Origin of the sequence: Nonomuraea jiangxiensis, from assembly GCF_900099965.1 — a bacterium.
GTDB lineage: Bacteria > Actinomycetota > Actinomycetes > Streptosporangiales > Streptosporangiaceae > Nonomuraea > Nonomuraea jiangxiensis.
On the sequence record NZ_FNDJ01000027.1, the window covers coordinates 90,094 to 115,225 of the forward strand.

Annotated in this window: 21 protein-coding genes and 1 pseudogene; 8 read left to right on the plus strand and 14 right to left on the minus strand. The window is 70.3% G+C overall.

Features of this window, described 5'->3' with window-relative positions:
• Nucleotides 1-357: 357 nt before the first annotated feature.
• Entirely contained in the window at nt 358-1,773 is a 1,416-nt protein-coding gene (locus BLS95_RS42075) for an MFS transporter (protein WP_090945194.1), read from the minus strand.
• Nucleotides 1,774-1,876: 103 nt separating this feature from the next.
• Between BLS95_RS42075 and BLS95_RS42080 the strand changes: the two genes are divergently transcribed.
• The 4 genes from BLS95_RS42080 (at nt 1,877) to BLS95_RS42095 (ending at nt 5,594) form a co-directional block, all read left to right on the plus strand.
• Nucleotides 1,877-2,713 carry a helix-turn-helix transcriptional regulator gene (locus BLS95_RS42080; protein WP_090945195.1) on the plus strand — a complete coding sequence of 279 codons (837 nt, stop codon included), beginning with the start codon at nt 1,877-1,879 and terminating at the stop codon, nt 2,711-2,713.
• A 59-nt stretch (nt 2,714-2,772) separates the two neighbouring features.
• Nucleotides 2,773-3,870: a CapA family protein gene (locus BLS95_RS42085; RefSeq protein WP_090945196.1), complete on the plus strand. Its 1,098-nt coding sequence runs from the start codon at nt 2,773-2,775 to the stop codon at nt 3,868-3,870.
• Nucleotides 3,871-3,990: 120 nt separating this feature from the next.
• On the plus strand, nt 3,991-4,911 hold the full coding sequence (locus BLS95_RS42090; RefSeq protein ID WP_245765626.1) for an SDR family NAD(P)-dependent oxidoreductase: 921 nt from the start codon (nt 3,991-3,993) through the stop codon (nt 4,909-4,911).
• Between the two features lie 122 nt (nt 4,912-5,033).
• Nucleotides 5,034-5,594: a TetR/AcrR family transcriptional regulator gene (locus BLS95_RS42095; protein WP_090945198.1), complete on the plus strand. Its 561-nt coding sequence runs from the start codon at nt 5,034-5,036 to the stop codon at nt 5,592-5,594.
• 6 nt (nt 5,595-5,600) lie between these two features.
• On the opposite strand, the gene BLS95_RS42100 is transcribed toward BLS95_RS42095, so the two are convergent.
• A complete protein-coding gene (locus BLS95_RS42100; protein ID WP_143044096.1) occupies nt 5,601-5,897 on the minus strand; it encodes a hypothetical protein in 297 nt (98 codons plus the stop codon).
• 171 nt (nt 5,898-6,068) lie between these two features.
• Here BLS95_RS42100 and BLS95_RS42105 point away from each other — a divergent pair, with 171 nt between their 5' ends.
• Nucleotides 6,069-6,599, plus strand: coding sequence for a tetratricopeptide repeat protein (locus BLS95_RS42105; RefSeq protein ID WP_245765627.1), 531 nt, complete (start codon nt 6,069-6,071; stop codon nt 6,597-6,599).
• 307 nt (nt 6,600-6,906) lie between these two features.
• Here BLS95_RS42105 and BLS95_RS42110 read toward each other — a convergent pair whose 3' ends face one another.
• From BLS95_RS42110 to BLS95_RS42145, 8 genes and pseudogenes are all read right to left on the minus strand, one after another.
• Nucleotides 6,907-7,629: a hypothetical protein gene (locus BLS95_RS42110; protein ID WP_143044097.1), complete on the minus strand. Its 723-nt coding sequence runs from the start codon at nt 7,627-7,629 to the stop codon at nt 6,907-6,909.
• A gap of 183 nt (nt 7,630-7,812) precedes the next feature.
• Nucleotides 7,813-10,383, minus strand: coding sequence for an ATP-dependent chaperone ClpB (gene clpB / locus BLS95_RS42115; RefSeq protein WP_090945201.1), 2,571 nt, complete (start codon nt 10,381-10,383; stop codon nt 7,813-7,815).
• 34 nt (nt 10,384-10,417) lie between these two features.
• Nucleotides 10,418-10,741, minus strand: a pseudogene (locus tag BLS95_RS42120) (heat shock protein transcriptional repressor HspR); the annotation flags it as partial.
• 3 nt (nt 10,742-10,744) lie between these two features.
• On the minus strand, nt 10,745-11,917 hold the full coding sequence (dnaJ, locus tag BLS95_RS42125; RefSeq protein ID WP_090945202.1) for a molecular chaperone DnaJ: 1,173 nt from the start codon (nt 11,915-11,917) through the stop codon (nt 10,745-10,747).
• Between the two features lie 15 nt (nt 11,918-11,932).
• Nucleotides 11,933-12,535 carry a nucleotide exchange factor GrpE gene (grpE, locus tag BLS95_RS42130; protein WP_090945203.1) on the minus strand — a complete coding sequence of 201 codons (603 nt, stop codon included), beginning with the start codon at nt 12,533-12,535 and terminating at the stop codon, nt 11,933-11,935.
• Complete coding sequence (gene dnaK / locus BLS95_RS42135) at nt 12,535-14,409, minus strand: molecular chaperone DnaK (RefSeq protein WP_090945204.1); 1,875 nt, start codon at nt 14,407-14,409, stop codon at nt 12,535-12,537. Before dnaK ends, grpE begins: the two co-directional genes overlap by 1 nt.
• A 223-nt stretch (nt 14,410-14,632) precedes the next feature.
• Complete coding sequence (locus BLS95_RS42140) at nt 14,633-17,506, minus strand: LamG-like jellyroll fold domain-containing protein (protein ID WP_218136248.1); 2,874 nt, start codon at nt 17,504-17,506, stop codon at nt 14,633-14,635.
• A gap of 114 nt (nt 17,507-17,620) precedes the next feature.
• Complete coding sequence (locus BLS95_RS42145; protein WP_245765628.1) at nt 17,621-18,079, minus strand: hypothetical protein; 459 nt, start codon at nt 18,077-18,079, stop codon at nt 17,621-17,623.
• Nucleotides 18,080-18,150: 71 nt separating this feature from the next.
• Here BLS95_RS42145 and BLS95_RS42150 point away from each other — a divergent pair, with 71 nt between their 5' ends.
• Together BLS95_RS42150 and proC are read left to right on the plus strand one after the other, a co-directional pair.
• Nucleotides 18,151-19,032 carry a proline dehydrogenase family protein gene (locus tag BLS95_RS42150; protein WP_090945206.1) on the plus strand — a complete coding sequence of 294 codons (882 nt, stop codon included), beginning with the start codon at nt 18,151-18,153 and terminating at the stop codon, nt 19,030-19,032.
• A gap of 17 nt (nt 19,033-19,049) precedes the next feature.
• On the plus strand, nt 19,050-19,844 hold the full coding sequence (gene proC / locus BLS95_RS42155; RefSeq protein ID WP_090945207.1) for a pyrroline-5-carboxylate reductase: 795 nt from the start codon (nt 19,050-19,052) through the stop codon (nt 19,842-19,844).
• Between the two features lie 423 nt (nt 19,845-20,267).
• Here the strand turns inward: proC and BLS95_RS42160 are convergent, their stop codons facing one another.
• From BLS95_RS42160 to BLS95_RS42175, 4 genes are all read right to left on the minus strand, one after another.
• A complete protein-coding gene (locus tag BLS95_RS42160) occupies nt 20,268-21,008 on the minus strand; it encodes an ABC transporter permease (RefSeq protein WP_090945208.1) in 741 nt (246 codons plus the stop codon).
• A complete protein-coding gene (locus BLS95_RS42165; protein WP_090945209.1) occupies nt 21,005-21,895 on the minus strand; it encodes an ATP-binding cassette domain-containing protein in 891 nt (296 codons plus the stop codon). Before BLS95_RS42165 ends, BLS95_RS42160 begins: the two co-directional genes overlap by 4 nt.
• Nucleotides 21,896-21,975: 80 nt before the next feature.
• Nucleotides 21,976-22,644 (minus strand): response regulator, encoded by a 669-nt coding sequence (locus tag BLS95_RS42170; protein ID WP_090945210.1) that lies wholly within the window; start codon nt 22,642-22,644, stop codon nt 21,976-21,978.
• The gene (locus tag BLS95_RS42175) at nt 22,641-23,795 is read right to left on the minus strand and encodes a sensor histidine kinase (RefSeq protein WP_090945211.1); all 1,155 of its coding nucleotides are present in this window, start codon (nt 23,793-23,795) and stop codon (nt 22,641-22,643) included. Before BLS95_RS42175 ends, BLS95_RS42170 begins: the two co-directional genes overlap by 4 nt.
• 172 nt (nt 23,796-23,967) lie before the next feature.
• Between BLS95_RS42175 and BLS95_RS42180 the strand changes: the two genes are divergently transcribed.
• Entirely contained in the window at nt 23,968-25,131 is a 1,164-nt protein-coding gene (locus tag BLS95_RS42180) for an acetoin utilization protein AcuC (RefSeq protein ID WP_090945212.1), read from the plus strand.
• The last annotated feature ends 1 nt before the right edge of the window (nt 25,132 follow it).

Here is a 25,132-nt window from a genome sequence, read left to right on the forward strand (position 1 = left end):
CAGGGCCGTTGGAGCCGGGGCATGGCACACCCCGATCCGGCTCGTTGGCTGACTTGAGCTCGGACAACATGAACATCATGGCACAGGAACACCCAAGCTGATCAACCGCACCGGTCATGTTTCGCCGTTTCCGCGGAGCCCTCGCCCCGCCGTCACGGATGGTCGGGTCCTACACCGTCGGTTTTCTCCGCAGCGGCCGCCGGCAACAGTAAATAACGCGTCCGGCCGCCGCTTTTCACGAAACTTTTCTTGAGCAAGAAAGGTCGCGCCCACCGGTGGACGCGGGTCTTTCGTGTTGTGGCCGGGAAATGTCCCGGGCCCCGGCTTCCCTGGGTTTCATGCCAGGCCGTGGCCTTTTCAGATTCGGGCCGGGACGCGGCGTCGTACGAGGAAAAGGGAGCTCAGTCCGGCCAGGACCGCCAGGGCTGCCATGGCGATGGCGGCCGCCAGGGAGGCCGGGGGCGCGGTGGGTGTGTTCTGGCTGAGTGAGATGAACAGGGTGCCCACCGTGGAGACCCCGATGACCTGGCCCAGTTGCATGACCGTGAGCAGGGCGCCGCTGGCGTCCGCCGCGTAGGCGCCGTCCACCTGCTCGGTCGCCATGTTGGTGACCGCGACCTGCACGCCGAGGCCGGTGCCGATGAGCGCGCCCATGAGCGCGTACGGGACACCGCCGCCGGCGGCGAACCCGAGTCCGAGGTAGGCGGGGGCGGCCACCACGTAGCCGACGGGCACCAGCGGGCGCTGCAGGCGGATGGGCAGGCGTGGCCAGAGGAGCCCGACCAGGCCGAAGGCCAGCGCGCACGGCACCAGCATCAGGCCCGCTGCCAGCGGCGACAGGTGGAGGTCGCTCTGCAGGTGCAGCGAGGAGGTGAACAGGAACGCGCCCCAGGTGGCCGGGCCGAACAGCAGGATCGCCAGCCCCGGCCGCATGCCGGGCGCCCGCAGCACCCGCGAGTCCACCAGGGGACGGCCGCCACGCGCGGTCACCCACCGCTCAATGCGGACGAACACGACGAACGTCACCACGCTCAACGCCATCGAGATCCATCCCCACACCGGCCAGCCAAGGTCACGGCCGAGGACCAGCGGCACCACGAACAGCAGTACGGCCGCCGACAGGCTGATCAGCCCCCACGGGTCGAGCCCGGTGGCGCCTCCGCCCCGGTCGGCGGGCAGCACCCGGAGCCCGGCCGCCAGCAGCAGCGCGCCGATCGGCACCAGCACCAGGAACACGATCCGCCAGCCCGCGCCGAACCCCAGCAGGATCCCGCCGAGCGCCTGGCCGACCACGATGCCGCCGCTGATCACCAGCGACCACAGGCCGATCGCCCGGCCCCTGGCCGCACCGTGGTAATTGCGCTGGATCAAGGTGAGCACCTGCGGCATCATCATCGCCGCCCCCGCGCCCTGGAGCAGGCGGAAGGCGATCAGCCAGCCCGTCGTGGGCGCCAGGCCCGCGCCGAGCGTGGTGAGGGTGAAGACCGCCAAGCCGCCCAGGAAAGCCTTGCGTTGGCCGAGCAGATCACCGACCCGGGCTCCGGTGATCAACAGAACGGCGTAGACGACGGTGTAACCCGCGACGATCATCTGCAGTCCGGCGCCGGAGGAGCGCAGGTCGGCTTCGATGGTCGGGGTGGCCACGTTGACGATGTTGACGTTCAGGATGGCCAGGAACTGCCCCACGAGGATGATCGCCAGGAGCAGGCCGCTGGCCTTGGCCTGCTGCGGTTTCGTGCCCGCGGCAGGGACCAAGTCGGCAGTTCGCGTCATGCAGAGCAGTCTGCCGGGATCTCGGTACCAGTAACGAGAGCCCCTTTATACTGGTATTAGCGCCACCTGGATAAGTGTCGGCTATGTCGCCATAGTGGGGAATGTGAGCGTGACCGAGGAGCGACGTTCAAATCTTGCCGCATTCCTCCGCAGCCGCCGCGAACGGGTCACCCCCGAGATGGTGGACCTGGCGCCGGGGCCGCGCAGGCGCACTCCCGGGCTGCGCCGCGAGGAGGTGGCCCAGCTCGCGGGGGTCGGCGTCACCTGGTACACGTGGCTGGAGCAGGGCCGGCCGATCAACGCCAGCGCCCAGGTGCTCGACGCCGTGGCTCGCACCCTGCGCCTGGACAGCGCCGAGCGCCACCACCTCTACCGGCTGGCCGGGCACGCCGAGGTGCCGCTGAGCGCGGACTCCAACCAGGTAACGCCCGAGATGCAGCAGATTCTCGACCGGCTCGGCGACATGCCCGCGAGTCTGATCAACAGCCGCTACGACATCCTGGCCATGAACGCCGCCTACGCCGCGCTGTTCCCCGAGATCGCCGCCGCCCCGGAGGGCGAGCGGAACTCGCTGTGGCAGTCGTGCCTCAATCCCGACGCGGACACCGTGCTGCTCAACCGGGAGCAGGAGATCGCCAGGGCCGTGGCCGTCTTCAGGGCCGCCTACGGCCGCCACACGGACGACCCGTGCTGGCAGGACTTCGTCCGCCGGCTCGCCGCCGAGAGCCCGACGTTCGCCCGGCTGTGGGCCAGGCAGGACGTGGCCGATCCGGGGCCGCGGGTGAAGGCGTACCGGCACGTACGGCTGGGGGAGCTGCGCTTCAGCACCACCAGTTTCACGGCGGTTCCCGAGGTACGGATGGTCGTCTACACGCCGCTGGACGACCAGACCCGTACGGCTGTGTCCGTTTTGATGGGAAAAGGTGGTATCGCGAGGTGATGCGCGGCATCTAGAATGCTCGGTCCGTGATTGTCCGGACCTAGCGGAAGTAGCGGCAGATGAGACTCCTCCGAGCCTTACCGGTGCTGGTCGTCGCCGCTTCGCTGGCCGCATGTTCGGCGGTGCCCGAACGGGTGCCACAGAGCAAACGGATGCAGCCGCAGGCGCTGGCCTCGCCGCAGGCCGAGCCGACGGAGACGCCCAGTGCCGAGCCGACCCCGGAGCAGCGGCCGTACACGATCTCGTTCGGCGGGGACGTGCACTTCGAGGGGATGTTACGGGGGCGCCTGTCGAACCCGGGCACGGCGCTCGGGCCGATCGCCGGCGTCCTGCGCGAGTCTGACCTGGCCATGGTCAACCTGGAGACGGCCATCACCACCGGGGGGACGCCGGCACCGGGGAAGCAGTACACGTTCAGGGCGCCGCCGAGCGCGTTCACCGCGTTGAAGAAGGCCGGGGTGGACGTGGCCTCCATGGCCAACAACCACGGCATGGACTACATGGAGAGCGGGCTGGCGGACTCGTTGGCGGCGATCGGGCGCAGCAAGTTCCCGGTGGTGGGGATCGGGAAGGACGCGGCGCAGGCGTACAAGCCGTTCCGCAGGACCGTGAACGGCAACCGGGTGGCGATCATCGGGGCCACGCAGGTGCTGGACGCGGAGTTCATCCAGTCGTGGACCGCCACCGCGGACAAGGGCGGGCTGGCCTCGGCCAAGGAGGAGGCCGCGCTGCTCAAGGCGGTACGGAAGGCGCGTAAGAACTCCGACACCGTGATCGTCCACCTGCACTGGGGCACCGAGATGCAGAAGTGCCCGAACGAGGCGCAGCGCTCGCTCGCCCCCAAGCTGGTCGAGGCGGGGGCCGACGTGGTGGTCGGCGGGCACGCGCACATCCTGCTCGGCGCCGGGTACCTCGACGACGCGTACGTCAGCTACGGCCTCGGGAACTTCGTCTTCTACAACTCCAACCCCGCCACCACGGGCAGGACCGGGGTGCTGACCTTGACGATCAAGGGCAGGAAGGTCCTCAAGGACCGCTGGACCCCGGCGACCATCCAGGCGGGCGTGCCGGTGGCGATGACGGGGGCAGCCCGGACGCGGGCGATCGCGGACTGGAAGGACCTGCGGGCCTGTACGGGCCTGGCCGCGCGACCCTGATCGATCTATCCTCCTGGACAAGCGGTCCAATAGGAGGTCTCCGGGGACGGGCGCACCTCGGTCGGTCCGGTGGGCTTGAGCGCCGGCACCGTCGCGGCCCGGGTGTGGCGGAGCCGTCCCGTGGTGGTCGCCGGAGTGATCGGCCGGTTCGTCGGGCATGGCAAAGCGGGTGTGCCTGTTCGGGGACGGTGGCGGGCGCGTGCCGGGAAGGGGTCCGAGGTGTTCGGTGATCGGCTGGTGGTGGTCACGGGGGCGGGGTCCGGGATCGGGCGGGCGACGGCCCGGGCGTTCGCGGCGCACGGGGCCGAGGTGGTCTGCGCCGACATCGACGGCGCGGCGGCCGAGCGGGTGGCCGGCGCCATCGCCGGTGAGCTCGGGGGAACGGCGCACGCCGCAGAGGTCGATGTCGCGAATATAGATCAGATGGAGGATTTCGCTCGAAATATCATCGTGCAATATGGGGTGCCACACATTGTGGTGAACAATGCGGGGATCGCCGTCGCCGGGTCGTTTTTCGATCATTCTGTTGACGACTGGCGCCGGGTCCTCGATGTCAATCTTTGGGGTGTCATCCACGGTTGCCGGCTGTTCGGCGCCGCCATGGTGGAACGCGGCGAAGGCGGCCACATCGTCAACATCGCGTCCCTGGCCGCGTTCGCGCCCACACGGCTGCTGCCCGCCTATTCCACCTCGAAGGCGGCGGTGAAGATGCTCAGCGACTGTCTCGGGGCCGAGCTGGCCGGGCACGGGATCGGGGTCACCGCCGTCTGCCCGGGGTTCGTGTCCACGCCCATCGCGGGCAACGCCACGTACGTGGGGGCCGACCTGCGGGAGGAAGCCGTGCGGGGGCTGGCGCGGCGCGGATATCCGGCCGAGCGGGTGGCCGCCCACATCCTGCGGGCCGTACACAGAAATCAAGCCGTGGTGCCAGTTAACGCTGAGGCCAAAATCGGCTATACCCTGTCGCGGATTTCTCCCGGGTTGATGCGGAGGCTGGCGCGATGGAGCGGGGGCACGAGAAATCAACAAAAATTCCGGTAACGATCGCCCGTACGGGAGAAGATGAATCCGTGTCTTCGCCGCAACTGCAGGACGATTACGTCCACCCCCAAGCCCTCAGGCGGCAGCCAGCACAGCGCCGCAGCGCCCGTCGCGTCGAGCGGATGCTCGACGCGTGTGCCGAGCTGCTAGACGAGACCGGATACGAGGCCCTGTCCACCACGCGCATAGCCGAGCGGGCGGGTGTGGCCATCGGGTCGGTCTACCAGTTCTTCCCCGACAAGCGGGCCATCACCCAGGAGCTCACCAGGCGCAACGTCGAGGAGTTCGTCCGCCGGGTGGATCGCAGGTTCCTGACGGAGGAATACCGCGGGTGGTGGGAGGCGGTCGACGCGATCATCGACGTGTACGTCGACATGCACCGGACCGTATCCGGCTTCAAGAGCCTCCACTTCGGCGACGCCGTGGACCTCAACCTGCTCGACTCCGACTCCGAGAACAACACGGTGATCGCCGGGCGCCTGCGCGGTTTACTGCTCAAGGAGTTCGGGCTGGCCGACAGCCCGGAGCTGGACCTGGCCGTGCTGGTGGCGGTCGAGGCCGGTGACGCCGTGCTCAAGCTGGCCTTCCGCCGCGACCCCGACGGCTCGCCCGAGATCGTCGAGGCGGCCCGGCACGTGATCCGCGGCTTCCTGGCCCGCCAGCTCAAGTCCTGGTCCCCGTAGCCCTGCCTACTGCCGCTCAAGCTCCTTCTGGAGCCCGCGCGGCCGGCGCTGCCTGTGCTCGCGATCGCCCAGCGCGGTCGCGGGCACATGACGGGACCGCGGTGACGGCGGCGTGCGCAGGCACGGCCCGAGGAACGCCACCGGCCGGGCCTCGCGGAGTTCAAGCCTGCTCTCCCGCGCGCGCAGGTTGCGCTCCGCGGTCTCGATGGCCTCCATGCGGGCCGAGAGATAGCCGCCCACTCCCGGGATGAGGGCCGACAGCGCCGCGGCACAGGCCAGCGCGAAGGTCGTCTGCTTGGACATGCCCACCGAACTCCCTTCGCTCGCGTAGCCGCAAGTGCCTCCTATATGCCCTCTGAACTGCGCATGAACGCGCCGTGTAGCCGCTGTTGGGCGCTGCGTGGCCGAATATGTGAGTCGTCGGCGATGTGCATTGACCGGGCAAAGCGCCGGGCGGCTCGGTAGTCTCGCGGTGTGGCGCATGTGACCCGTGAGCACCTTGATCATCTGCTTGAGCAGGCCCTACTGGCCGACGACCACAGTTCCCTGGCCGGTCGGCTCTACGACGTCGCGCTCGACTACTCGACGGGCGACGTCTCCAGGGCATCCATCCTGGTTCTCGCTGCCGAGGAGTGGCGCGCGGCGGGCCAGCCCGCGCGCGCGTTGGAGTGCTTCCAGCGCGCGGTCGAGGACGGTGGCGAGGCGGGTTTCGACCCGCGTGCCGGCATCGCCGACACGCTCTTCGAGCTCGACAGGCCCGATGAGGCTAGGGAGGTCATCGAGACGATACGCGCGGAGGGCGGCGTCTCCACGGCGACCGCTCATACGATCGCCGAGACGCTGGTCGCCTACGGAGACCTGCAAGGTGGCCTCGAATGGGCCACCCAGGCCGCCCTGAGGTGTGAGGAGAACGATCCCGAGCAGGTGGCGCTGCTACGCACCCGCTACCGCATCAGGGTCGATCTCGGCCTGCCTGAGGACGAGCTGGACGAGCTCGTCTCCTGAGCGGCCCGGCGCCCCCGCGGCGAGCCGATGGCCCGCCGCGGGGCCTCGCCTGCCCGAAGTGCCCGAAGTGCCCGAAGTGCCCGAAGTGCCGGAAGCGGCCCGGATCGCCAGTGCACGAGCCTGGTGTGCCGGCGGACGAGCCTGAAGTGCCGACGGACGGGCCCTGGAGTTCCGGTGGACGCCTGGAGTGCCGGTGAAAGGGCCGAAGGGGCCGCGGTTGGCGTGGTCCGCGGCCCCTTCGGTCTTGGGAAGCCGGGCGCGGCAGGCACGGTCCGCACCCGGACGGGATGGCTGATACGCCGCGGGCTCACCGCAGCCCGAGGTCCCGGGGCAGCCCGAGGCCCTGGGTCATGCCGCTGAAGCCGTCAACGAGAAGCTGGCCGCCGGGCAGCATCGAGGTGCCCTCCACGCTCTCCACCGCCTTCGGCAGCAGCGTGCCGATGACGTCGGAGCCGACCTCGTTCACCGGGCGTTCGAGGTCCAGCGCCGACTTCACGCCGTTGCCCGTGACGCGGTCGTGACGGGGGCCGTGGCCGAACGACGTCTCGGCCGGCACCTTGGCCTGCAGCGGCGCCTGAGGCAGTTGGGGCAGGGCGGGCAGTGCCGGGATGCCGACCATCGTCGACACGTCCCGCATGTCGGCCGGCCCGGGCACCGCGGGGAACAGCGCGGGCGAGGCCGAGGTCAGCGACGGCATGCCCCAGGTCGCCGCCATCCCGCCGAGGTCGGCCGAGCCCAGCACGGTCTTGCCGGTCGCCAGGCCGGTCAGACCGAGCTGCCTGGCGAGCTGTCCGGCGGCCATGGCCATCTTGTTGCTCTCCGCGGTGACCATCCGGCCGCCCCCCGGGGTGCCGTCGTTCAACCGCAGCCTGGCGTGCTCGTCGCAGAGGGACGCGATGGAGCTCATCGCCAGCAGAGCGGGTTCGGCCTGCGCGCAGGTGCGCGCCGTCGCGGGGCCCGCGGTCAGCCAGGAGACACCCGCGGCCAGAGCGGCCGCCGCCAAGACGCTGCGGACCTTCCGAGATGACACGTCACGTCCCCCTGATCGATTCGGTGATCTGACAGAACGCTGAACGTAGTCACCCGGTCGGCGGCGCGGGCGCGGCTTGTCCGAAGAGTGGGCCGAACCTTACCGAACAAGGGGCGAGATGACCGTGTCATGACACGCCGGAGCCCGGAGATCCGACCATGGATCCCCGGGCTCAGGAAGGGGTCAGCCGCGCTGGATGACGAGCTCGTCGTCGCCCAGCTCCACCCGGACCTTGTCGCCGTCCACGACCTCGCCGGCCAGCACCGATCTGGCCAGCTTGTCGCCGATGGCCGACTGGACCAGGCGGCGCAGCGGGCGGGCGCCGTACATCGGGTCGTAGCCCGTCAGCGCCAGCCACTCGCGGGCCGCGGGAGTGACCTCCAGGGTCAGCCTGCGGTCGGCCAGCCGTTGGGCCAGCCGCTCGACCTGGAGGTCGACGATGCGGGCGAGCTCCTCGGTGCCGAGCGCGTCGAAGACGATCACGTCGTCGAGCCGGTTGAGGAACTCCGGCTTGAACGAGTTGCGCACCGCCCCCATCACGGCCTCGCGCTTGGCCCCGTTCTCCAGCTTGGGATCGACGAGGAACTGCGAGCCGATGTTGGAGGTGAGGATCAGGATCGTGTTGCGGAAGTCGACCGTGCGCCCCTGGCCGTCGGTCAGCCGCCCGTCGTCGAGCACCTGCAGCAGGATGTCGAACACCTCGGGATGGGCCTTCTCGACCTCGTCGAGCAGCACCACGGTGTACGGGCGCCGCCGTACGGCCTCGGTGAGCTGGCCGCCCTCCTCGTAGCCGACGTAGCCGGGAGGCGCGCCGACGAGCCTGGCCACGCTGTGCTTCTCGGAGTATTCGCTCATGTCGATACGGGTCATCGCCCGCTCGTCGTCGAACAGGAACTCCGCCAGCGCCTTGGCCAGCTCCGTCTTGCCCACGCCCGTGGGGCCGAGGAAGAGGAACGAGCCCGTGGGCCGGTCGGGGTCGGCGATGCCGGCCCGGCTCCGCCGTACGGCGTCGGAAACGGCCTGTACGGCCTGCTGCTGCCCGATGAGCCGCTTGCCCAGCTCTTCCTCCATGCGCAGCAGTTTGGCCGTCTCCGCCTCCAGGAGCCGCCCGGCGGGGATGCCGGTCCACGACGAGATCACCTCGGCGATGTCGTCGGCGCCGACCTCCTCCTTGACCATGCTGTTGTCCGGCGGCGCGGCCTCGGAGGCGGCCCGCAGCGCCTGCTCCAGGCGGGGCACCTCGGCGTACATCACCCGGGAGGCGGTCTCGAAGTCGCCGTCGCGCTGGGCCCGCTCGGCGGCGCCACGCGCCTCGTCGAGCTGCTTCTTCAGCTCGCCGACCTTGTTGAGCCCGGCCTTCTCCTGCTCCCAGCGGCCGACGAGGGCGTTGAGCTCCTCCTGGCGGTCGGCCAGCTCCTGGCGGAGGCGGTCGAGCCGCTGGACGGAGGCCTCGTCGGTCTCCTTGGACAGGGCCAGCTCCTCCATCTTCATCCGGTCGACGTTGCGCTGGAGCTGGTCGATCTCCACCGGACGGGAGTCGATCTCCATGCGCAGCCGCGAGGCGGCCTCGTCGACCAGGTCGATGGCCTTGTCGGGGAGGAAGCGGCTGGTGATGTAGCGGTCGGACAGCGCCGCGGCGGCCACCAGCGCGGCGTCGGCGATCTGCACCTGGTGGTGGCCCTCGTAGCGCCCCTTCAGCCCGCGCAGGATCGCGATGGTGTCCTCGACCGTGGGCTCGCCCACGTAGACCTGCTGGAAGCGGCGCTCCAGCGCCGGGTCCTTCTCGATGCGCTCGCGGTATTCGTCGAGCGTGGTCGCGCCGATCATGCGCAGCTCGCCGCGGGCCAGCATCGGCTTGAGCATGTTGCCGGCGTCCATGGCGCCCTCGGCGGCCCCCGCGCCGACGACGGTGTGCAGCTCGTCGATGAAGGTCACGATCTGCCCGTCGCTCTCCTTGATTTCGGAGAGCACGGCCTTGAGCCGCTCCTCGAACTCGCCGCGGTATTTCGCGCCGGCCACCATCGCGCCCAGGTCGAGCGAGATCAGCCGCTTGTTGCGCAGCGACTCGGGCACGTCGCCGGCCACGATGCGCTGGGCCAGGCCCTCCACGACGGCGGTCTTGCCGACGCCGGGCTCGCCGATCAGGACCGGGTTGTTCTTGGTGCGGCGGCTCAGGACCTGGATGACCCGGCGGATCTCGGTGTCGCGGCCGATGACCGGGTCGAGCTTGCCGCTACGGGCCCGCTCGGTCAGGTCGACGCCGTATTTCTGCAGCGCCTGGTAGGTGTCCTCGGGGGTCTCGCTGGTGACGCGGGCGTGGCCGCGTACTTTCTCGAACGCGTCGAGCAGGGCCTGCGGCGTGGCGCCCTGGGACCTGAGCAGCTCGGCCATCGGGCCGCCGTCGGCGGCCAGGCCGACGAGCAGGTGCTCGGTGGAGACGTAGAGGTCTTCGAGGCGGTTGGCGTGCTGGGCGGCGGTGTTCATCACGGTGAGGAGCTGGCGGGAGCTCGACGGCGCCCCCACCGTCGCGCCCTGCGCCTTGGGCAGCGCCGCGAGCTGCTCCTCCGTACGGGCACGCAGTGTGCGCCAGTCGGCGCCGACGGCCTCCAGCAGCGGCACGGCGGTGCCGCCGGTCTGGGAGAGCAGCGTGGTCAGCAGGTGAGCCGGGGCGATCTCGGGGTTGCCCTCCGCGGCGGCGCGCCGCATGGCCCCCGAGAGCGCCTCCTGGCTCTTCTGGGTGAGCTTGTAGTCCATCTTGTTCTCAGGCCCCCGGTGGCAGCTCGTAGCGGATCAGCGCTCTGACCATGCGCATCTCGGCGCGCAGGCGGTGAACCTCCTCACGCAGCCGCAGAGCTTCGTTCTCGAGCTCGAGAATCCGCTTGATGCCCGCGAGGTTGATGCCCTCCTCCTGGGAGAGCCGCTGCACCTCGCGGAGCTGGATGATGTCGCGTGTCGAGTAGAGGCGGCCACGCCCGGCCGTGCGACCAGGGCTGACCAGGCCCAGCCGGTCATACTGGCGCAGCGTCTGCGGGTGCAGGCCGGAGAGCTGCGCCGCCACCGAGATCACATAGACGGGCGTGTCGTCTGACAGGTCGAAATAGTTGGCGTCCATCGGCTACTCGCTTCTGGCTCGCTGAATCAGCTCCGCGCGTGGGTCGTCACCCGCGGTGGCGGTGTTGAACTCCGTGAGGAGCTCGCGTGACTTGTCGTCGAGCGTCTTGGGGACCACCACCTCGACGCTGGCGAGCAGGTCACCCTTGGTGCCGTCCTTGCGGGTGACGCCCCGGCCGCGCACGCGGAACGTCCGCCCGTTGGGCGTGCCCGTGGGGATGCGCAGCGTGACCGGCAGACCCTTGAGGATCGGCACCTTGATCTCGGCGCCCAGCGCCGCCTCCGTGAACGTCACCGGCACGGTGACCGTCAGGTTGTCACCCGACCGGCCGAACACCGCGTGCGGCTTGACGTGCGTCAGGATGTAGAGGTCGCCCGCGGGCCCGCCGTTCTCGCCCGGCGCGCCCTTGCCCTTGAGCCTGACCCGCTGGCCGTCGGCCACGCCGGCGGGGATGCGGGCCTGGATGGTGCGGGTGCTCTTGGCCCGGCCGCTGCCCTCGCACACGGGGCAGGGCTCGTCCACGATGAGCCCGCGGCCCTTGCAGTCGCGGCAGGGCTCGGAGAAGGCGAAGTTGCCGAGGTTGCGGCTGGCCGCGCCGGTGCCCTCGCAGGTCGGGCAGACCCTCGGGGTCGTGCCCGCCTTGGCGCCGGTGCCGCTGCACCCGGTGCAGGCGGCGGAGCTGGTCAGCCGGAGCGACACGGTGGTGCCCTCGACTGCCTCGGTGAACGTCAGCGTGACCTCGGACTCGATGTCCTGGCCGCGACGCGGCCTGGTGGTCGTGGTCGTCCGGGTGGTGCCCCGGTTGAACAGCCCGCCGAACAGATCGCCGAGCCCTCCAGTCGCACCACCGCCGGAGCCGCCCTGGGCGGTCCCGCCGAACAGGTCACCGAAGTCGAACGGGAAACCGCCACCGCCCGGTCGCTGGCCGCCCACCCCGGACCCGAACAGCGTGCGCGCCTCGTCGTATTCCTTGCGGCGCTTGATGTCGGACAGGACGTCGTAAGCCTCGGAGACCTCCTTGAACTTGGTCTCCTTGGACGGGTCGCCCTGGTTGGTGTCGGGGTGGTATTGCCTGGCCAGCTTCCGGTAGGCCTTCTTGATCTCGTCGGCGGTGGCGGTCTTGGGCACACCAAGGACGGCGTAGTAATCCTTCTCCAGGTAGTCCTTGGTGCTCATCTCCAGCCCTTCGTGTTAGTTGTCGTCGTCATCTGACGCGGAAGGGGCCTCTTCCCCGGGCTCGGCGACGGCCACCCGCGCCGGGCGCAGCACCCTGTCTCCCATGCGGTATCCAGGCTGCAGGACCTCCACCGCGGTCGGCTCGGTCACCTCGGGCGAGTAGCTGTGCATCAGCGCCTCGTGGACCATCGGGTCGAACGGGTCGCCCTTCTGGCCGAAGGCGCTGAGGCCCAGCTTGGTGACCGCCGCCTCCAGCGACTCCGCCACCTTCGCGAACCCGCCGGTCAGCTCGCCGTGGTCGCGGGCCCGGCCGATGTCGTCGAGTACGGGCAGCAACTCCGTCAGGGCTCCGGCGACGGCCTGCTCGCGAACCGCGACCCGGTCGCGCTCGACCCGCCTGCGGTAGTTGGTGTATTCCGCCTGCAGGCGCTGCAGGTCCGAGGTGCGCTCGGCGAGCTGGGCCGCCAGCTCGCCGTCCTGCGCCTCCACCTGCTCCGCGGGCGGCACGTCCTCCTGCTGCGTGGTGGCAGCGGCCTCACGCACCTGGCCCGTCTCGGGGTCGATCTTGCGGTTGTCGCGGATCACCGGTTCGTCGTGCCCGTTGTCACGCGGCGGCATCACTGGTCCTTCTTCGGCTGGTCGTCGTCCACGATCTCGGCCTCGACCACGTCGTCATCGGCCTTCTGCTGCTGGCCCTGGCCGGCGGCGGCGTCCTGCGGAGCGCCCTCGCCGCCCTGCTGGGCCTGGCTCTGAGCGTAGATCGCCGAGCCCATCTTCTGGCTGACGGTGGCGAGCTTCTCCGCGGAGGTGCGGATGACGTCGGTGTCGGTGCCGTCCAGAGCCTTCTTCAGCTCGGTCAGGGCGTCGTTGACCTCGGTCTTGATGTCGCCGGGGACCTTGTCATCGTTTTCCCGGAGGAACTTCTCCGTCTGGTAGGCCAGCCCGTCCGCGTTGTTGCGGACCTCGGCCTCCTCGCGGCGCTTCTTGTCCTCCTCGGCGTACGACTCGGCCTCACGCATCATCCGCTCGATGTCGTCCTTCGGCAGCGCAGAGCCGCCGGTGATCGTCATCGTCTGCTCCTTGCCCGTGCCCAGGTCCTTGGCGGAGACGTTGACGATGCCGTTGGCGTCGATGTCGAAGGTGACCTCGATCTGCGGGATGCCCCGCGGCGCCGGCGCGATGCCGGTCAGCTCGAACGTGGCCAGCTTCTTGTTGTACGAGGCGATCTCGCGCTCGCCCTGGTAGACCTGGATCTGCACGGACGGCTGGTTGTCCTCGGCCGTGGTGAAGACCTCGGAGCGCTTGGTCGGGATCGTCGTGTTGCGCTCGATGATCTTGGTGAAGATGCCGCCCTTGGTCTCGATGCCCAGCGACAGCGGGGTCACGTCGAGCAGCAGGACGTCCTTGACCTCACCCTTGAGCACGCCCGCCTGCAGCGCGGCGCCGATGGCCACGACCTCGTCGGGGTTGACGCCCTTGTTGGGCTCCTTGCCGCCGGTCAGCTCCTTGACCAGGTCGGAGACGGCGGGCATGCGGGTCGAGCCGCCGACGAGCACCACGTGCGCGATGTCGGAGACCTTGATGCCGGCGTCCTTGATGACCTGGTGGAACGGGCCCTTGGTCCGCTCGAGCAGGTCGGCCGTCATCCGCTGGAACTCGCTGCGGGTGAGCTTCTCGTCCAGGTGCAGCGGCCCCTCGGACGACGCCGTGATGTAGGGCAGGTTGATGTTGGTCTCGGACTGGCTGGACAGCTCGATCTTGGCCTTCTCGGCCGCCTCGCGCAGGCGCTGGAGCGCCATCTTGTCCTTGGCCAGGTCGACGCCGTGCGCGTTCTGGAAGCGCTTGACCAGCTCGTCCACGACGCGCTGGTCCCAGTCGTCGCCGCCCAGGTGGTTGTCACCGGAGGTGGCCTTGACCTCGACGAAGCCGTGGCCGTCCTCCTGGCCGACGTCGAGCAGGGACACGTCGAAGGTGCCGCCGCCGAGGTCGAAGACCAGGATGGTCTGGTCCTGCTCCTTGTCGAGCCCGTAGGCGAGGGCCGCCGCGGTGGGCTCGTTGATGATGCGGAGCACGTTGAGGCCCGCCACCGTGCCGGCCTCCTTGGTGGCCTGGCGCTGGGCGTCGTTGAAGTAGGCCGGGACGGTGACCACCGCGTCGGTGATCTTCTCGCCGAGGTAGGCCTCCGCGTCCTGCTTCAGCTTCTGCAGCACGAACGCGCTGATCTGCTGCGGCGAGAACTTCTTGCCGTCGATCTCCTGGGACCAGTTGGTGCCCATCTCCCGCTTGACCGAGCGGATCGTCCGGTCCACATTGGTGACGGCCTGCCGCTTGGCGACCTCGCCGACCAGGACCTCGCCGTTCTTCGCGAAGGCGACCACGGACGGCGTGGTCCGCGAGCCCTGCGCGTTGGCGATGACGGTGGGCTCACCGCCCTCGAGGATCGAGACGACGGAGTTGGTCGTCCCAAGGTCGATACCTACCGCACGTGCCATGAGTACGTCCTTGTAGTCAAAGTTGAGTCTGTTGGACTCAAGCTAATGATTGGGTGTCGTTCTTGTCAAACGACTTGAGCCTACTCGACTCAACCCTCATGAGCGGGGATGCATTCCCAAGAAACCGTACACATCGGGCCCAACGGTGGCGTGCCGGAGGTGGTTCCGCAGGGCGGACCCCCGGCGCGGTGGGTGCGCGCCGGGGGTCCGCGAGGGGGATGGCTCAGCTGACAGGCGTGTTCATGTCGGTCTGGATCTGGGCGGGGGTGAGGGCGCGGTTGTAGACGCGGACCTCGTCGATCAGGCCGCTGAAGTATTCGCCCCAGACGCTGTTGCCGCCGATGCGGAGGGGGGCGTTGTCGGCGCGGATGTTGCCGGTCCTGGCGGTCTGGGCGACTTGGATGCCGTTGACGTACAGGCGGAGGGCGCTGCCGTCGTAAGTGGCGGCCAGGTGGCTCCAGGTGTTGAGGGGGAGCTGGGCGGGCGCGCCGAGGTCGCCGAGGGTGGTGGTGGTCTGGATGGTGACGTGGGGGCGGTTGGTGTCGCTGCCGGCGGCCAGGACGTAGGCCAGGCCGCCCGCGTGTTGTTTCATGATGACGGTGCGCCAGCTCGTGACGCCGGCCGGGCGGACCCAGGCCTGCAGGGTCATGCCGTTGGTCAGGCGCAGGCTGGGGGAGTCGGGGACGGTGACCCAGCTGGAGCTGCCGTTGAAGGACAGGGCGTTGCCGAAGCGGCCGCCTGTGGTCCACGCGGTGGAGGTGACCGTGCCCGTGTTGCCCAGGCCGGACGTGTCGCCGACAGCGGTGCCCGCCCCCTCGTTCATGGGATAGGCGGCGACCAGGCCGGGCACGGCGGGCGTCGGGGTGTAGGCGGCGGTGTAGGTCGTCGCGGTGGCCGGGGCCACGATCTGGTGGGTGGCGGCGCCGCCGTCCGACCAGGACGCGAAGGAGAGGCTTCCTCCGCCCGCGGACTGCGGCGAGGGCGCCGACACGGAGTTGCCCGAGCCCACGATCACCGTACGCGTGAACGGCGTGGTCACCTGCTCGCTGTTGAAGCCGAGCTGCAGGCCCGCCGGCGTGGACTGGAAGGTCAGGTTCACCGTGCGCGGCTGTAGCAGCACGCTCCTGGTGTCCGTCAGGCCCTGGGCGTCCGTCGCCGTCAGGCGCAGCTCCAGGTGCGAGGGATGGTCGTGGTCGGGCGCCTGGAAGGAGCCGCTCGCCCCGGTGACCGTGGTGATCTCGTGCTCGTGGCAGGTCCCCGGGCAGTGGTGCAGGACGAGCGTCCACCTCATCCGCGAGCCGGGGATCGTGCCGTCCTGGGCGTCGGTGCCCGTGCCCGAGAAGGCGATCGTCTGGCCGACCGCCCACGTCGTCGCGGCGGTGGGGGCGATGATCGCGGCCGTGGGCGGGGTGTTGCCCACGTTGACCGTGACCGTGGCGTCGCCCTGGCCGCCCCGGCCGTCGCCGACGCGCAGCCGGACCACGTACGAGCCGGGCTGGGTGTAGGTGAACGACGGGGTGGCCGAGGTGGAGTCGTCCAGTTCGCCGTCGCCGTCGAGGTCCCACGCGTACGTGAGGGGGTCGCCGTCGCCGTCCGTCGAACCCGTGCCCGAGAAGCTCACCGCCAGCGGGGCGTCGCCCGACGTCGCGCTCGCGTTGATCACCGCTGTGGGCGGGGTGTTGTCGTAGACGTAGCGGACGATCGTGCCGTGATCGTAGTCCACCGCGAACAGGTCGCCGCCGGGGCCGATCTCCAGCTCGACCGTGGGCATGCCGGAGTCGAAGTTCGCGATGGTCGCCGGGTCGGGCAGGCCGTTCGCGCCCCTGGTCATCACCCAGACGCACTGGCGGCTGTAGTCGGACAGGAACAGCGCGCCGTCGTACGCGTCCGGATACCGGCCGCCCTCGTAGAAGGCCACGCCGCCGGCCGACGAGCCGCCCGACGGGCAGGGGTCGTTCGGGGCCACGCGGGCATTGTGGTTCCAGGCGAAGTACGGCTGCGCGTGCGCCGGCGCGCCCGCCGCGTAGAGGGTCTCGCACAGGGTCAGGTTGAGGTTGTCGTAGCCGCCCTGCCTGGCGGCGCCCTCGTAGCAGGGCCAGCCGAAGTTCGCGACGCCCGCGGTGGGGTTGGGCACCCGGTTGATCTCCTCGAACGTGTTCCAGCCGACCTCGGCCAGCCACATCTCCGGCGTGCCCGGCCGGTTGGTGAGGCGGAACGGGTTGCGCAGGCCGTGGGCGACGACCCTGGCGAGGTTGGGGTCGGGACTGGCGGCGTTCGGGTTGCCCGCGGCAGCCGCCCCCGTGTCCGGATTTATCCGGATCAGGGTGCCGTCGAGGCCGGCGGGGTCGCCGGTGGTCCGTACGTCCTGCGAGCGCAGCGCGCCGCCCTCCGCGGTGGGCGGCGTAAGCGCGGTGCCCACCGGCGAGGGCGGGTCGCCGCACGGGTTGTCCGGGGTGAGGTCCGAGCCCGGCAGGTTGTCCTGGCCGTAGTCGGCGAAGTTGAAGCTGGCGCCGTCGCCGGCGGTGGCGTACAGCATCCCGTCCGGGCCGAACTCGAGGTCGCCGGTGGAGTGGCTGGGATGCTGCTGGCACCAGTCGGTGATCAGCGGGGTCTCGGCGCCGGAGGGGGAGATGACGGACAGGCGCCCGGTGACCACGCAGCCGTCGCCGGTCGCGCCGGGCGGGGTGGGACAGGGATCGTCGGTGCCGCCCGGCGTGCCCCAGCGCGGGGCCGTGCCGCCGGGCAGGGCGTCGTACGCGTACATGACGTAGACGCGCGGGTCGGCGGGGAAGTTCGGATGCAGGGCCAGGCCGAGCAGGCCGCGGTCCCAGAAGTTGTGCACCCGAGTGCGTAAGTCCGCGTACGTCGCCGGCGTCGTGTCGGCGAGCGAGTCGAAGACCTTGATCAGGCCGTTCTTCTCCGCCACGAACACACGCCCGTCAGGGGAGAACTCGATGTTCGAGGGATGGTTGAGCCCGCTGAACACGGTCTGCTTCTGGAACGAGGCCGGCAGCGCCTGGGCCGCCGGGCTCGCCACCGCGACCAGGCCGACGGACAGGAGCAGGAACGAGGACAAGGCGTGACCGAGACGTCTCACGGGACCCCCAGTGATGCGCGGCGTCACCCTCGACGCCCCCGCGCCTCCGGTGCCTGATCGATGTATCGCAACAAATCGATCAGTTGTCACCAGGGATGTCCGTTGTTGGACAAACTATCTGGAACCGTCCACCAGCTTGCGATTGCCGAGGGCCTTCTTGAGCTTGACGGTCGTGGTCTTCTCGATCGCGATCATGATGCAGGAGACGTTCTTGGCCTTTGGGGACGTGCCCTCGTACAGGGTGATCGTGACCTGCTTGGCGGTCTCCTTCACCTTGACCCGGTCCAGGACCGTGCACGGGGCGACGCCCGACCACCAGGTGAGCTTGATCTGCCTGCCCTTGGCAACCGGCGTGGCGTTGGTCCAGCGGACCTTGTGCACGTTGATCGCGTTGCCCGTCGGCTTGACCGGCTCAGGGCCCTTCGTGGGCATGGTGGTGACCGGCTCCGCCGCGACCGGCGGCTGGGCCGGGGCCGTGGCGGCGGCCCGCTCGGCGGGCGGGGCCGCGCCGCAACCCGTCACGAGCATCACGCTTACTGCGAGCATTGTCCCGGCGAAAGGAGTCGCTGTCATTGTCCGCATACCCCTTACGACGAATCACGCCGGGCCACGGTTCAGCCAGGCGCCGGGTTAGTGTGGTTCCCGTGCTCCGTCAGGCCATGCTCGCCGTCTCCAAGAGCCAACGCGCCGAGCGCGTCATCACCTCCTCGCCCGTCACCAAGGACGTGGTCGGGCGCTATGTCGCCGACGACATCGGCGCGGCGGTCCGCGAGCTGACCCGGCGCGGTCTGCTCGTCACCGTCGGTCACCTCGGCGAGGAGGTGACCGATCGGGCACAGGCCGAGCGCGCCGTGTCCGCCTACCTGTCGCTGCTCGACCTGCTGCCCGCGGGCGCCGACGTGTCGGTCAAGCTGACCGCGCTCGGGCTGCGGCTGTCGGAGCGGCTCGCGTACGACCACGCCGCCGCCATCTGCCGGGCCGCCGCCCCCAGGGACCTCACGGTGACGCTCGACGCCGAGGAGCACGACACGATCGCCGGGTTGCACGCCGTGCACGCCGCCCTGCGCAGGGACCATCCGGACGTGGGCGTGGTGGTGCAGGCTTATTTGCCGGACTCGCTGGATCGCGTCGAGAAGCTGGGCGGGGCCCGGGTGCGCCTGTGCAAGGGGGCCTACACGGCGCCCGGCGCCTACACCTCGGCCGCCGACATCGACCGCTCGTTCGTACGGTGCCTGAAGGTCCTCATGGCCGGCACCGGCTATCCCATGGTCGCCACCCACGACCCGCGGCTGGTGCGGATCGCCTCCACCATGGCCGTGCTCGACGGCCGCGACCCGACGGGCTTCGAATACCAGATGCTGTACGGCGTACGTCCCGCCGAGCAGACCCGCCTGGCCGGGCTGGGCGCGAGAATGCGGGTCTACATCCCCTACGGCGCCGACTGGTACGCCTACCTCATGCGCCGCCTGGCCGAGCGCCCCCGCAACCTGACCTTCTTCCTGCGATCTCTGATGTCCCGCGGCTAGCCGGATAAGCTGCCAAGATGATTGCGATTCTGGGCACGGGCAAGATGGGAGAGGCCCTGCTGTCCGGGCTGCTGCGTGCCGGGTTCGAGCCGCACGAGATCATGGCGACCACCCGGCGGGCCGAGCGGGCGCAGGCGCTGCGCGAGGCCTACGGCGTACGCACCGTCACCAACTCCGAGGCCGCCAAGACGGCCGACACGCTGATCCTTGCGGTCAAGCCGCAGGACATGGCCGCGCTCCTGGCCGAGATCGCTCCTTACGTGCCCGCCGACCGCCTGGTGATCACGGCGGCGGCCGGCATCACGACCTCGTTCGTGGAGCAGCGGCTGGGCTCGGAGGTCCCCGTGGTGCGGGTGATGTCCAACACGCCGATCAGGTTCGACGAGGCCATGAGCGTGATCTCGGCGGGTGCGCACGCGGGCGAGGAGCACCTCCAGCGCACCGAGGGGCTGCTCAGCCCGGTGGGCAAGGTGCTGCGCATCCCCGAGTCCCAGCAGGACGCCGCCACGGCGCTGTCCGGCAGCGGGCCGGCCTACTTCTTCTACCTGGTGGAGGCCATGGTGGACGCGGGCATCCTGCTCGGCATGCCGCGGGCGGCGGCGCTCGACATGGTCACCCAGTCCATCGTGGGGGCCGCCGTGATGCTGCGCGACTCGGGCGAGCACCCGGTGATCCTGCGCGAGGCCGTCACCTCACCCGGCGGCACGACGATCGCGGCCATCGCGGAGCTGGAGCGGCACAGCGTACGCGCGGCGTTCCTGGCCGCCATCGAAGCCGCCCGCGACCGCGGCCGCCAACTCGCCTCCGGCTAACCCGAAAAGGGCTTCCAGCCGAACCGCCAGCCGAGGGACTTCGGGCGGATCCCGCACCCCGTCGTCGCCCTACGCGCCGGGTGATGCGGCTGGGCGCGGCCTCCAGGAGGTAGGCGGATCGGGCATGGGCTTCTCACGAGGTGGGCGGGCACGCACAGCCTTCACGAGGTGGGCGGGCGGATGTGGTTTCCAGGAGGTGGGCGAGCAGGCACGGGTTTCACGAGGTGGCTGGGCGGGCGAGGACTCGCGGAGGTGGGCGGCGGGGCGCGGCTTTCACGAGGTAGGCGGGCAAGGGTTACGAGGTGGGCCGGGAGGTGCGGGGTTCAGGAGGTGGGGGTGGGGCGTGCGGGCTTCGGAGGGTGGCGTGGGATGCCGATCACCCCGGCGGAGGTCCGCTGGGGTGATGGGTCGGGCGTGCGGGGCTCAGGCGTCGCGGCGCTGTAGTAGCACGGCCCCTGCCACCATGGCCACCGCGACCCAGGCGAGGTAGACCCCGAAGCCGCTCACCGGGCCCAGGAAGTCGTTGGCCCTGCCGGTCACGATCAGCTGGCCCGCGTTGGTGGTGAAGTAGGCGTTCACGGCCTTGCCCCACTCGCCGGGGAGCTGGTAGGTCAGCGGGGGCAGCACCAGCATCAGGGCGATGGCCGACACGAGCGCGCCCGGCGTGTGCCTGATGAGTGTGCCCAGTCCCAACCCGAACAGCCCGCAGGCGGTCAGGTAGGCGCTGCATCCCATCGTGGACCACACCAGTTGGCCCAGATCGACCGACGGTGGCTGGGAGATCGCCAGGCCGACGCCGATCGACCCGGCCGCCGCGACCGCGCAGACGACCAGCGAGACGATCGTGAACACCACGATCTTGCCGATCAGCAGCCTCATGCGCGTGGGCACGGCCATGAGCGAGGTGCGGATGCTCCCGGTGCGATATTCGCTGGAGATCACCAGCACGCCCAGGGCGGCCATGGACAGCGAGGCGAACATCGACCCCATCAGGCTCGTCGCTATCGCCTCACCGCCCGGGATCGGCCCGTCTGCCTGGCTCTTGACCGAGGCGCTCAGGAGCGCGGACAGGCCCAGCATCAGCACGGCGGTGGCGGCCAGCGTCCACACCGTGGAGCGCACCGAGCGGATCTTGGTCCATTCGGACCTGAGGATGTGCGTCATGACGTGAACTCCAGGCTGTCCTTGGTCAGCTCCATGTAGGCCGCTTCGAGGGAGGGCCGCACGAACGTCAGCTCCTCCAGCGGGATCCCGGACCGCGCGGTGAGGGCGCCGATCTCCAGCGTGCTCATGGCGGTCACCCGCAGGTGGTCGGCGTGCAGCTCGCCCACCTTGACCAGCTCGGCGACCTCGGCGAGGCGGGGCGAGCGCACGCGTACGTAGCCCTGCGAGCTGCGCCCGATGAACTCCGACACGCTCGTCTCGGCGATCAGCCGGCCCTTGCCGATCACCACCAGCCGGTCGGCGGTCTGCGCCATCTCGCTCATCAGGTGGCTGGAGACGAACACCGCCCGCCCCTCGGCCGCCAGCTTGCGCATGAGCGTGCGGATCCACAGGATCCCGTCGGGATCGAGCCCGTTGACCGGCTCGTCGAACAGCAGGATCTCCGGATCGCCGAGCAGCGCGGCGGCGATGCCCAGCCGCTGTGACATGCCCAGCGAGAACCCGCCGATCCGGCGCCCGGCCACCTCGCTCAGCCCCACGACCTCCAGGACCTCCGCCACCCTGCCGGCGGGGATGGCGTTGCTCTGCGCGATGGCCAGCAGGTGGTTGCGGGCACTGCGCCCGCCGTGCACGGCCTTGGCGTCCAGCAGCGCGCCCACCTTCCGCAGCGGCCGGCGCCACTCCCGGTAGGGCTTGCCGTCAACCGCCACCGACCCGCCGGACGGCTGGTCGAGGCCGAGGATCATGCGCATGGTCGTGGACTTGCCGGCGCCGTTGGGGCCGAGGAACCCGGTCACGTGACCGGGCTCGACGTCGAATGACAGGTCCGCCACGGCGAGGGTGCCGCCGTAGCGTTTGCTCAGGTTGGTGGCTCGGATGGCGGTCATGGACCCAGCGTGCCGTCGCGGGGCCGCGATGTCGTCATGCCCTGGGTTGGTTCTCGGGGCGGGTCGGTAGGACCCTGGTCCTACTCACCGGGGCGGATGAGGGCGGCCTCGTACGCGACGATCACCGCCTGCGCGCGGTCCCTGACACCGATCTTGGCGAACAGGCTCGTCACGTGGTTCTTGACGGTGGAGGGGGAGACCGACAGGTCGGAGGCGATCTCCGGGTTGGACCGGCCGCGGGCGATCAGTACGAGGATCTCCCGCTCGCGCTCGGTCAGCCCGGTCAGCTCGACCGGGACCTGCCTGGGACGCGACGGGCGGACGAAGGTGCCGATCAACCGGGTCAGCAGGCGTGGCGCCACGGCCGACTCGCCGCGGTGCACCACGCGTACGCCCTCGATCAGCTCCTCGGGGGAGACGTCCTTGGGCAGGAAGCCGTCGGCGCCCGCGCGCAGGGCGGCGACCACGTTCTCGTCCAGGTCGAACGTGCTCAGCGCGAGCACCCGCACCTGAGGCAGCTCCGACGTGATCAGCGCGGTGGCGCCGACCCCGTCGAGACCCGGCATGTGCAGGTCCATCAGCACCACGTCCGGCTTGAGCCGCCTGCTCAGCTCCACGGCCTGCTCGCCGTCGGAGGCCTCGCCCACCACGGCGAGGTCCGGCTGGGCGTCGAGCATCAGCTTGAACCCCTTGCGCACCAGCTCGTGGTCGTCGACGAGGAGAACCCTGATCCGCTCTTGGAAGGTCATGTCTGCTCCAGGGGGAGACGGGCGTGCACGCGGAAACCTCCTTCGGGGCGGGGGCCTGTGGACAGCTGGCCGCCGCACAGCGCGACCCGCTCGGCCATGCCGCCCAGCCCGAATCCCGGCGCGCCCCCGCCTTTCGCGCCGCCGATCCCGCCCGAGTCCTTGGCCAGGCCGTCGTCGATCACCTCGACCTCCACGGCCGCAGGCTCGTACGTCAGCAGGACGTTCGCCCTGGCGCTGAGCGCGTGCTTGCGGGTGTTGGTGAGCGCCTCCTGCACGATCCGGTAGACGGCGTGGTCCACGGCCGTCGGCAGTGCGACGGGCTCCCCGGTGACCGACAGGTGGGCGGGCAGGCCGGCGGACCCGGCCTCCTTGATCAGCTCGGGCAGGCGGTCGGCGCCCACCCCCGTCGCGGCGTCGGGCCCCTCGTTGCCGTCGGCCCTCAGCACGTCGAGCAGGTGGCGCATCTCCGACATCGCCTGGCGGGCGGTCTGCTCGGCGCTCTCCAGCGCGTTCCTGGTGATCTCCTGCTCCGGCGGGAGCGTGGCGCGGGCGCCGCCGACCAGGGCGTTGATCACGGTGATGTGGTGGGCGACCACGTCGTGCAGCTCCCTGGCGATGCGCCGCCGCTCGGTGCGGACCGCGTCGTCGGCGGCCTCGCGCCGGCCGCGCTCGTCGAGTTCGGCGCGGAGCTGGACGATCTGGCCCAGCCCCACGGGGACGCCGACCAGGAACAGGGTCGCCACCCACGCGGCCTGCCCGGGATCGCGCCACACCATCACAGCCGCGTAGACCGCGTACGCGCCCGCCGAGGCGATCACGGCCGTACGGCCGGAGGTGTAGCGGCCGAGGCTGTAGAGCGCGATGAGCGAGTGCACGTTGGAGCCCGTGACGATCCCCGTGACCACGCCCACGGCGTCGACCGCGGCCACCAGCGCCGCCGTGAGGACCGGCCGGCCGCGCCGCATGAGCAGGCACGCCATGCCCGCCAGGTAGACCGCCCCGCCCTTCGCGTCCGAGGGGTCGCCCAGGAGGAGCATCATGGGGACCCCGACGATCGCCGGGAAGGCGAGCACGACCACGAGCGTCGTGTCGAAGACCTTGGGACGTCTGAAATAGCGGACGATCTTGAGGAGGGTTCGCGCCGGGCGCACGCTCAAACCCTAAGCCACCGGCGTTCCAGGGATGCCGATCGGTTTTGCCGCCTTCCGACCAGGGCTATAAGGAGGTGTCTGCGCTGCTGTAACGTCGGCGCAGGGAGCGAGCCCGACACACCGAGCGGTGAGCGACCATCAGGCGGGCTAGGGATCAGGCGAAGGAGTTTGCATGGGCCGGTCGGCGCGGGTGATCTGGGACGACGCCCTCATCTCCTACGATTTCGGTCCCGGCCATCCCCTCGCCCCCATCCGGGTGGAGCTGACCATGGCGCTCGCCCGTGACCTCGGCGTGCTCGACAAGGTCGAGGTGGCCGGCTGCGAGCCCGCGACCGACGCCGAGCTGGCCATGGTCCATGAGCGGGGCTACATCGAGGCCGTCAAGCGGGTGTCCGCCACTGGCCGGCCCGATCTCGAAGCCGGGCTCGGCACCTCGGACAATCCCGCGTTCCAGGGGGTGCACGAGGCCTCCGCGCTGATCGCCGGGGCCTCGCTGGCCGCCGCCCGCGCGGTCTGGGAGGGCACCGCCGAGCACGCGGTCAACGTCGCAGGCGGGCTGCACCACGCCATGCCGGCGCTGGCCAGCGGCTTCTGCGTCTACAACGATCCCGCGCTGGCCATCGCGTGGCTGCTGGCCCAGGGCGCCGGCCGCGTCGCGTACGTGGACGTGGACGTGCACCACGGCGACGGCGTCCAGACGGTCTTCTACGACGACCCCCGCGTGCTGACGATCAGCCTGCACGAGAGCCCGCGCACGCTGTTCCCCGGCACCGGGTTCCCGGAGGAGACCGGCGCCGAGGGCACGTCGGTCAACGTGGCGCTCCCGGCCGGCTGTGGCGACTCCGGCTGGCTGCGGGCCTTCGACGCGGTCGTGCCGCCGCTGCTGCGCGAGTTCCGGCCGGAGATTTTGGTCACCCAGCACGGCTGCGACAGCCACGCCCTCGACCCGCTGGCCAACCTGATGCTCAGCGTGGACGGCCAGCGGACCGCATATGCCGCCCTGCACCGCCTGGCCCACGAGACGGCGGGCGGCCGGTGGATCGCGACCGGGGGCGGCGGTTACGAGCTGGTGCAGGTGGTGCCGCGGGCGTGGACCCACCTCATCGCCGAGGTGGCGGGTCATCCCGTCGATCCATCCACTCCCACGGGTCAAGAGTGGCGCCGTTTGGTCAGGGACCGTACAGGAGAAGCTCCACCCCTTACCATGACAGATGGGCGAAATCCGGAATTTCATCCGTTCTCAGATGGTTATGACCCAGCGGACCCCATAGACCGTTCGGTGCTGGCTACGCGAAATGCGGTGTTTCCCCTGCACGGCCTTGACCCGATGCCCTAAC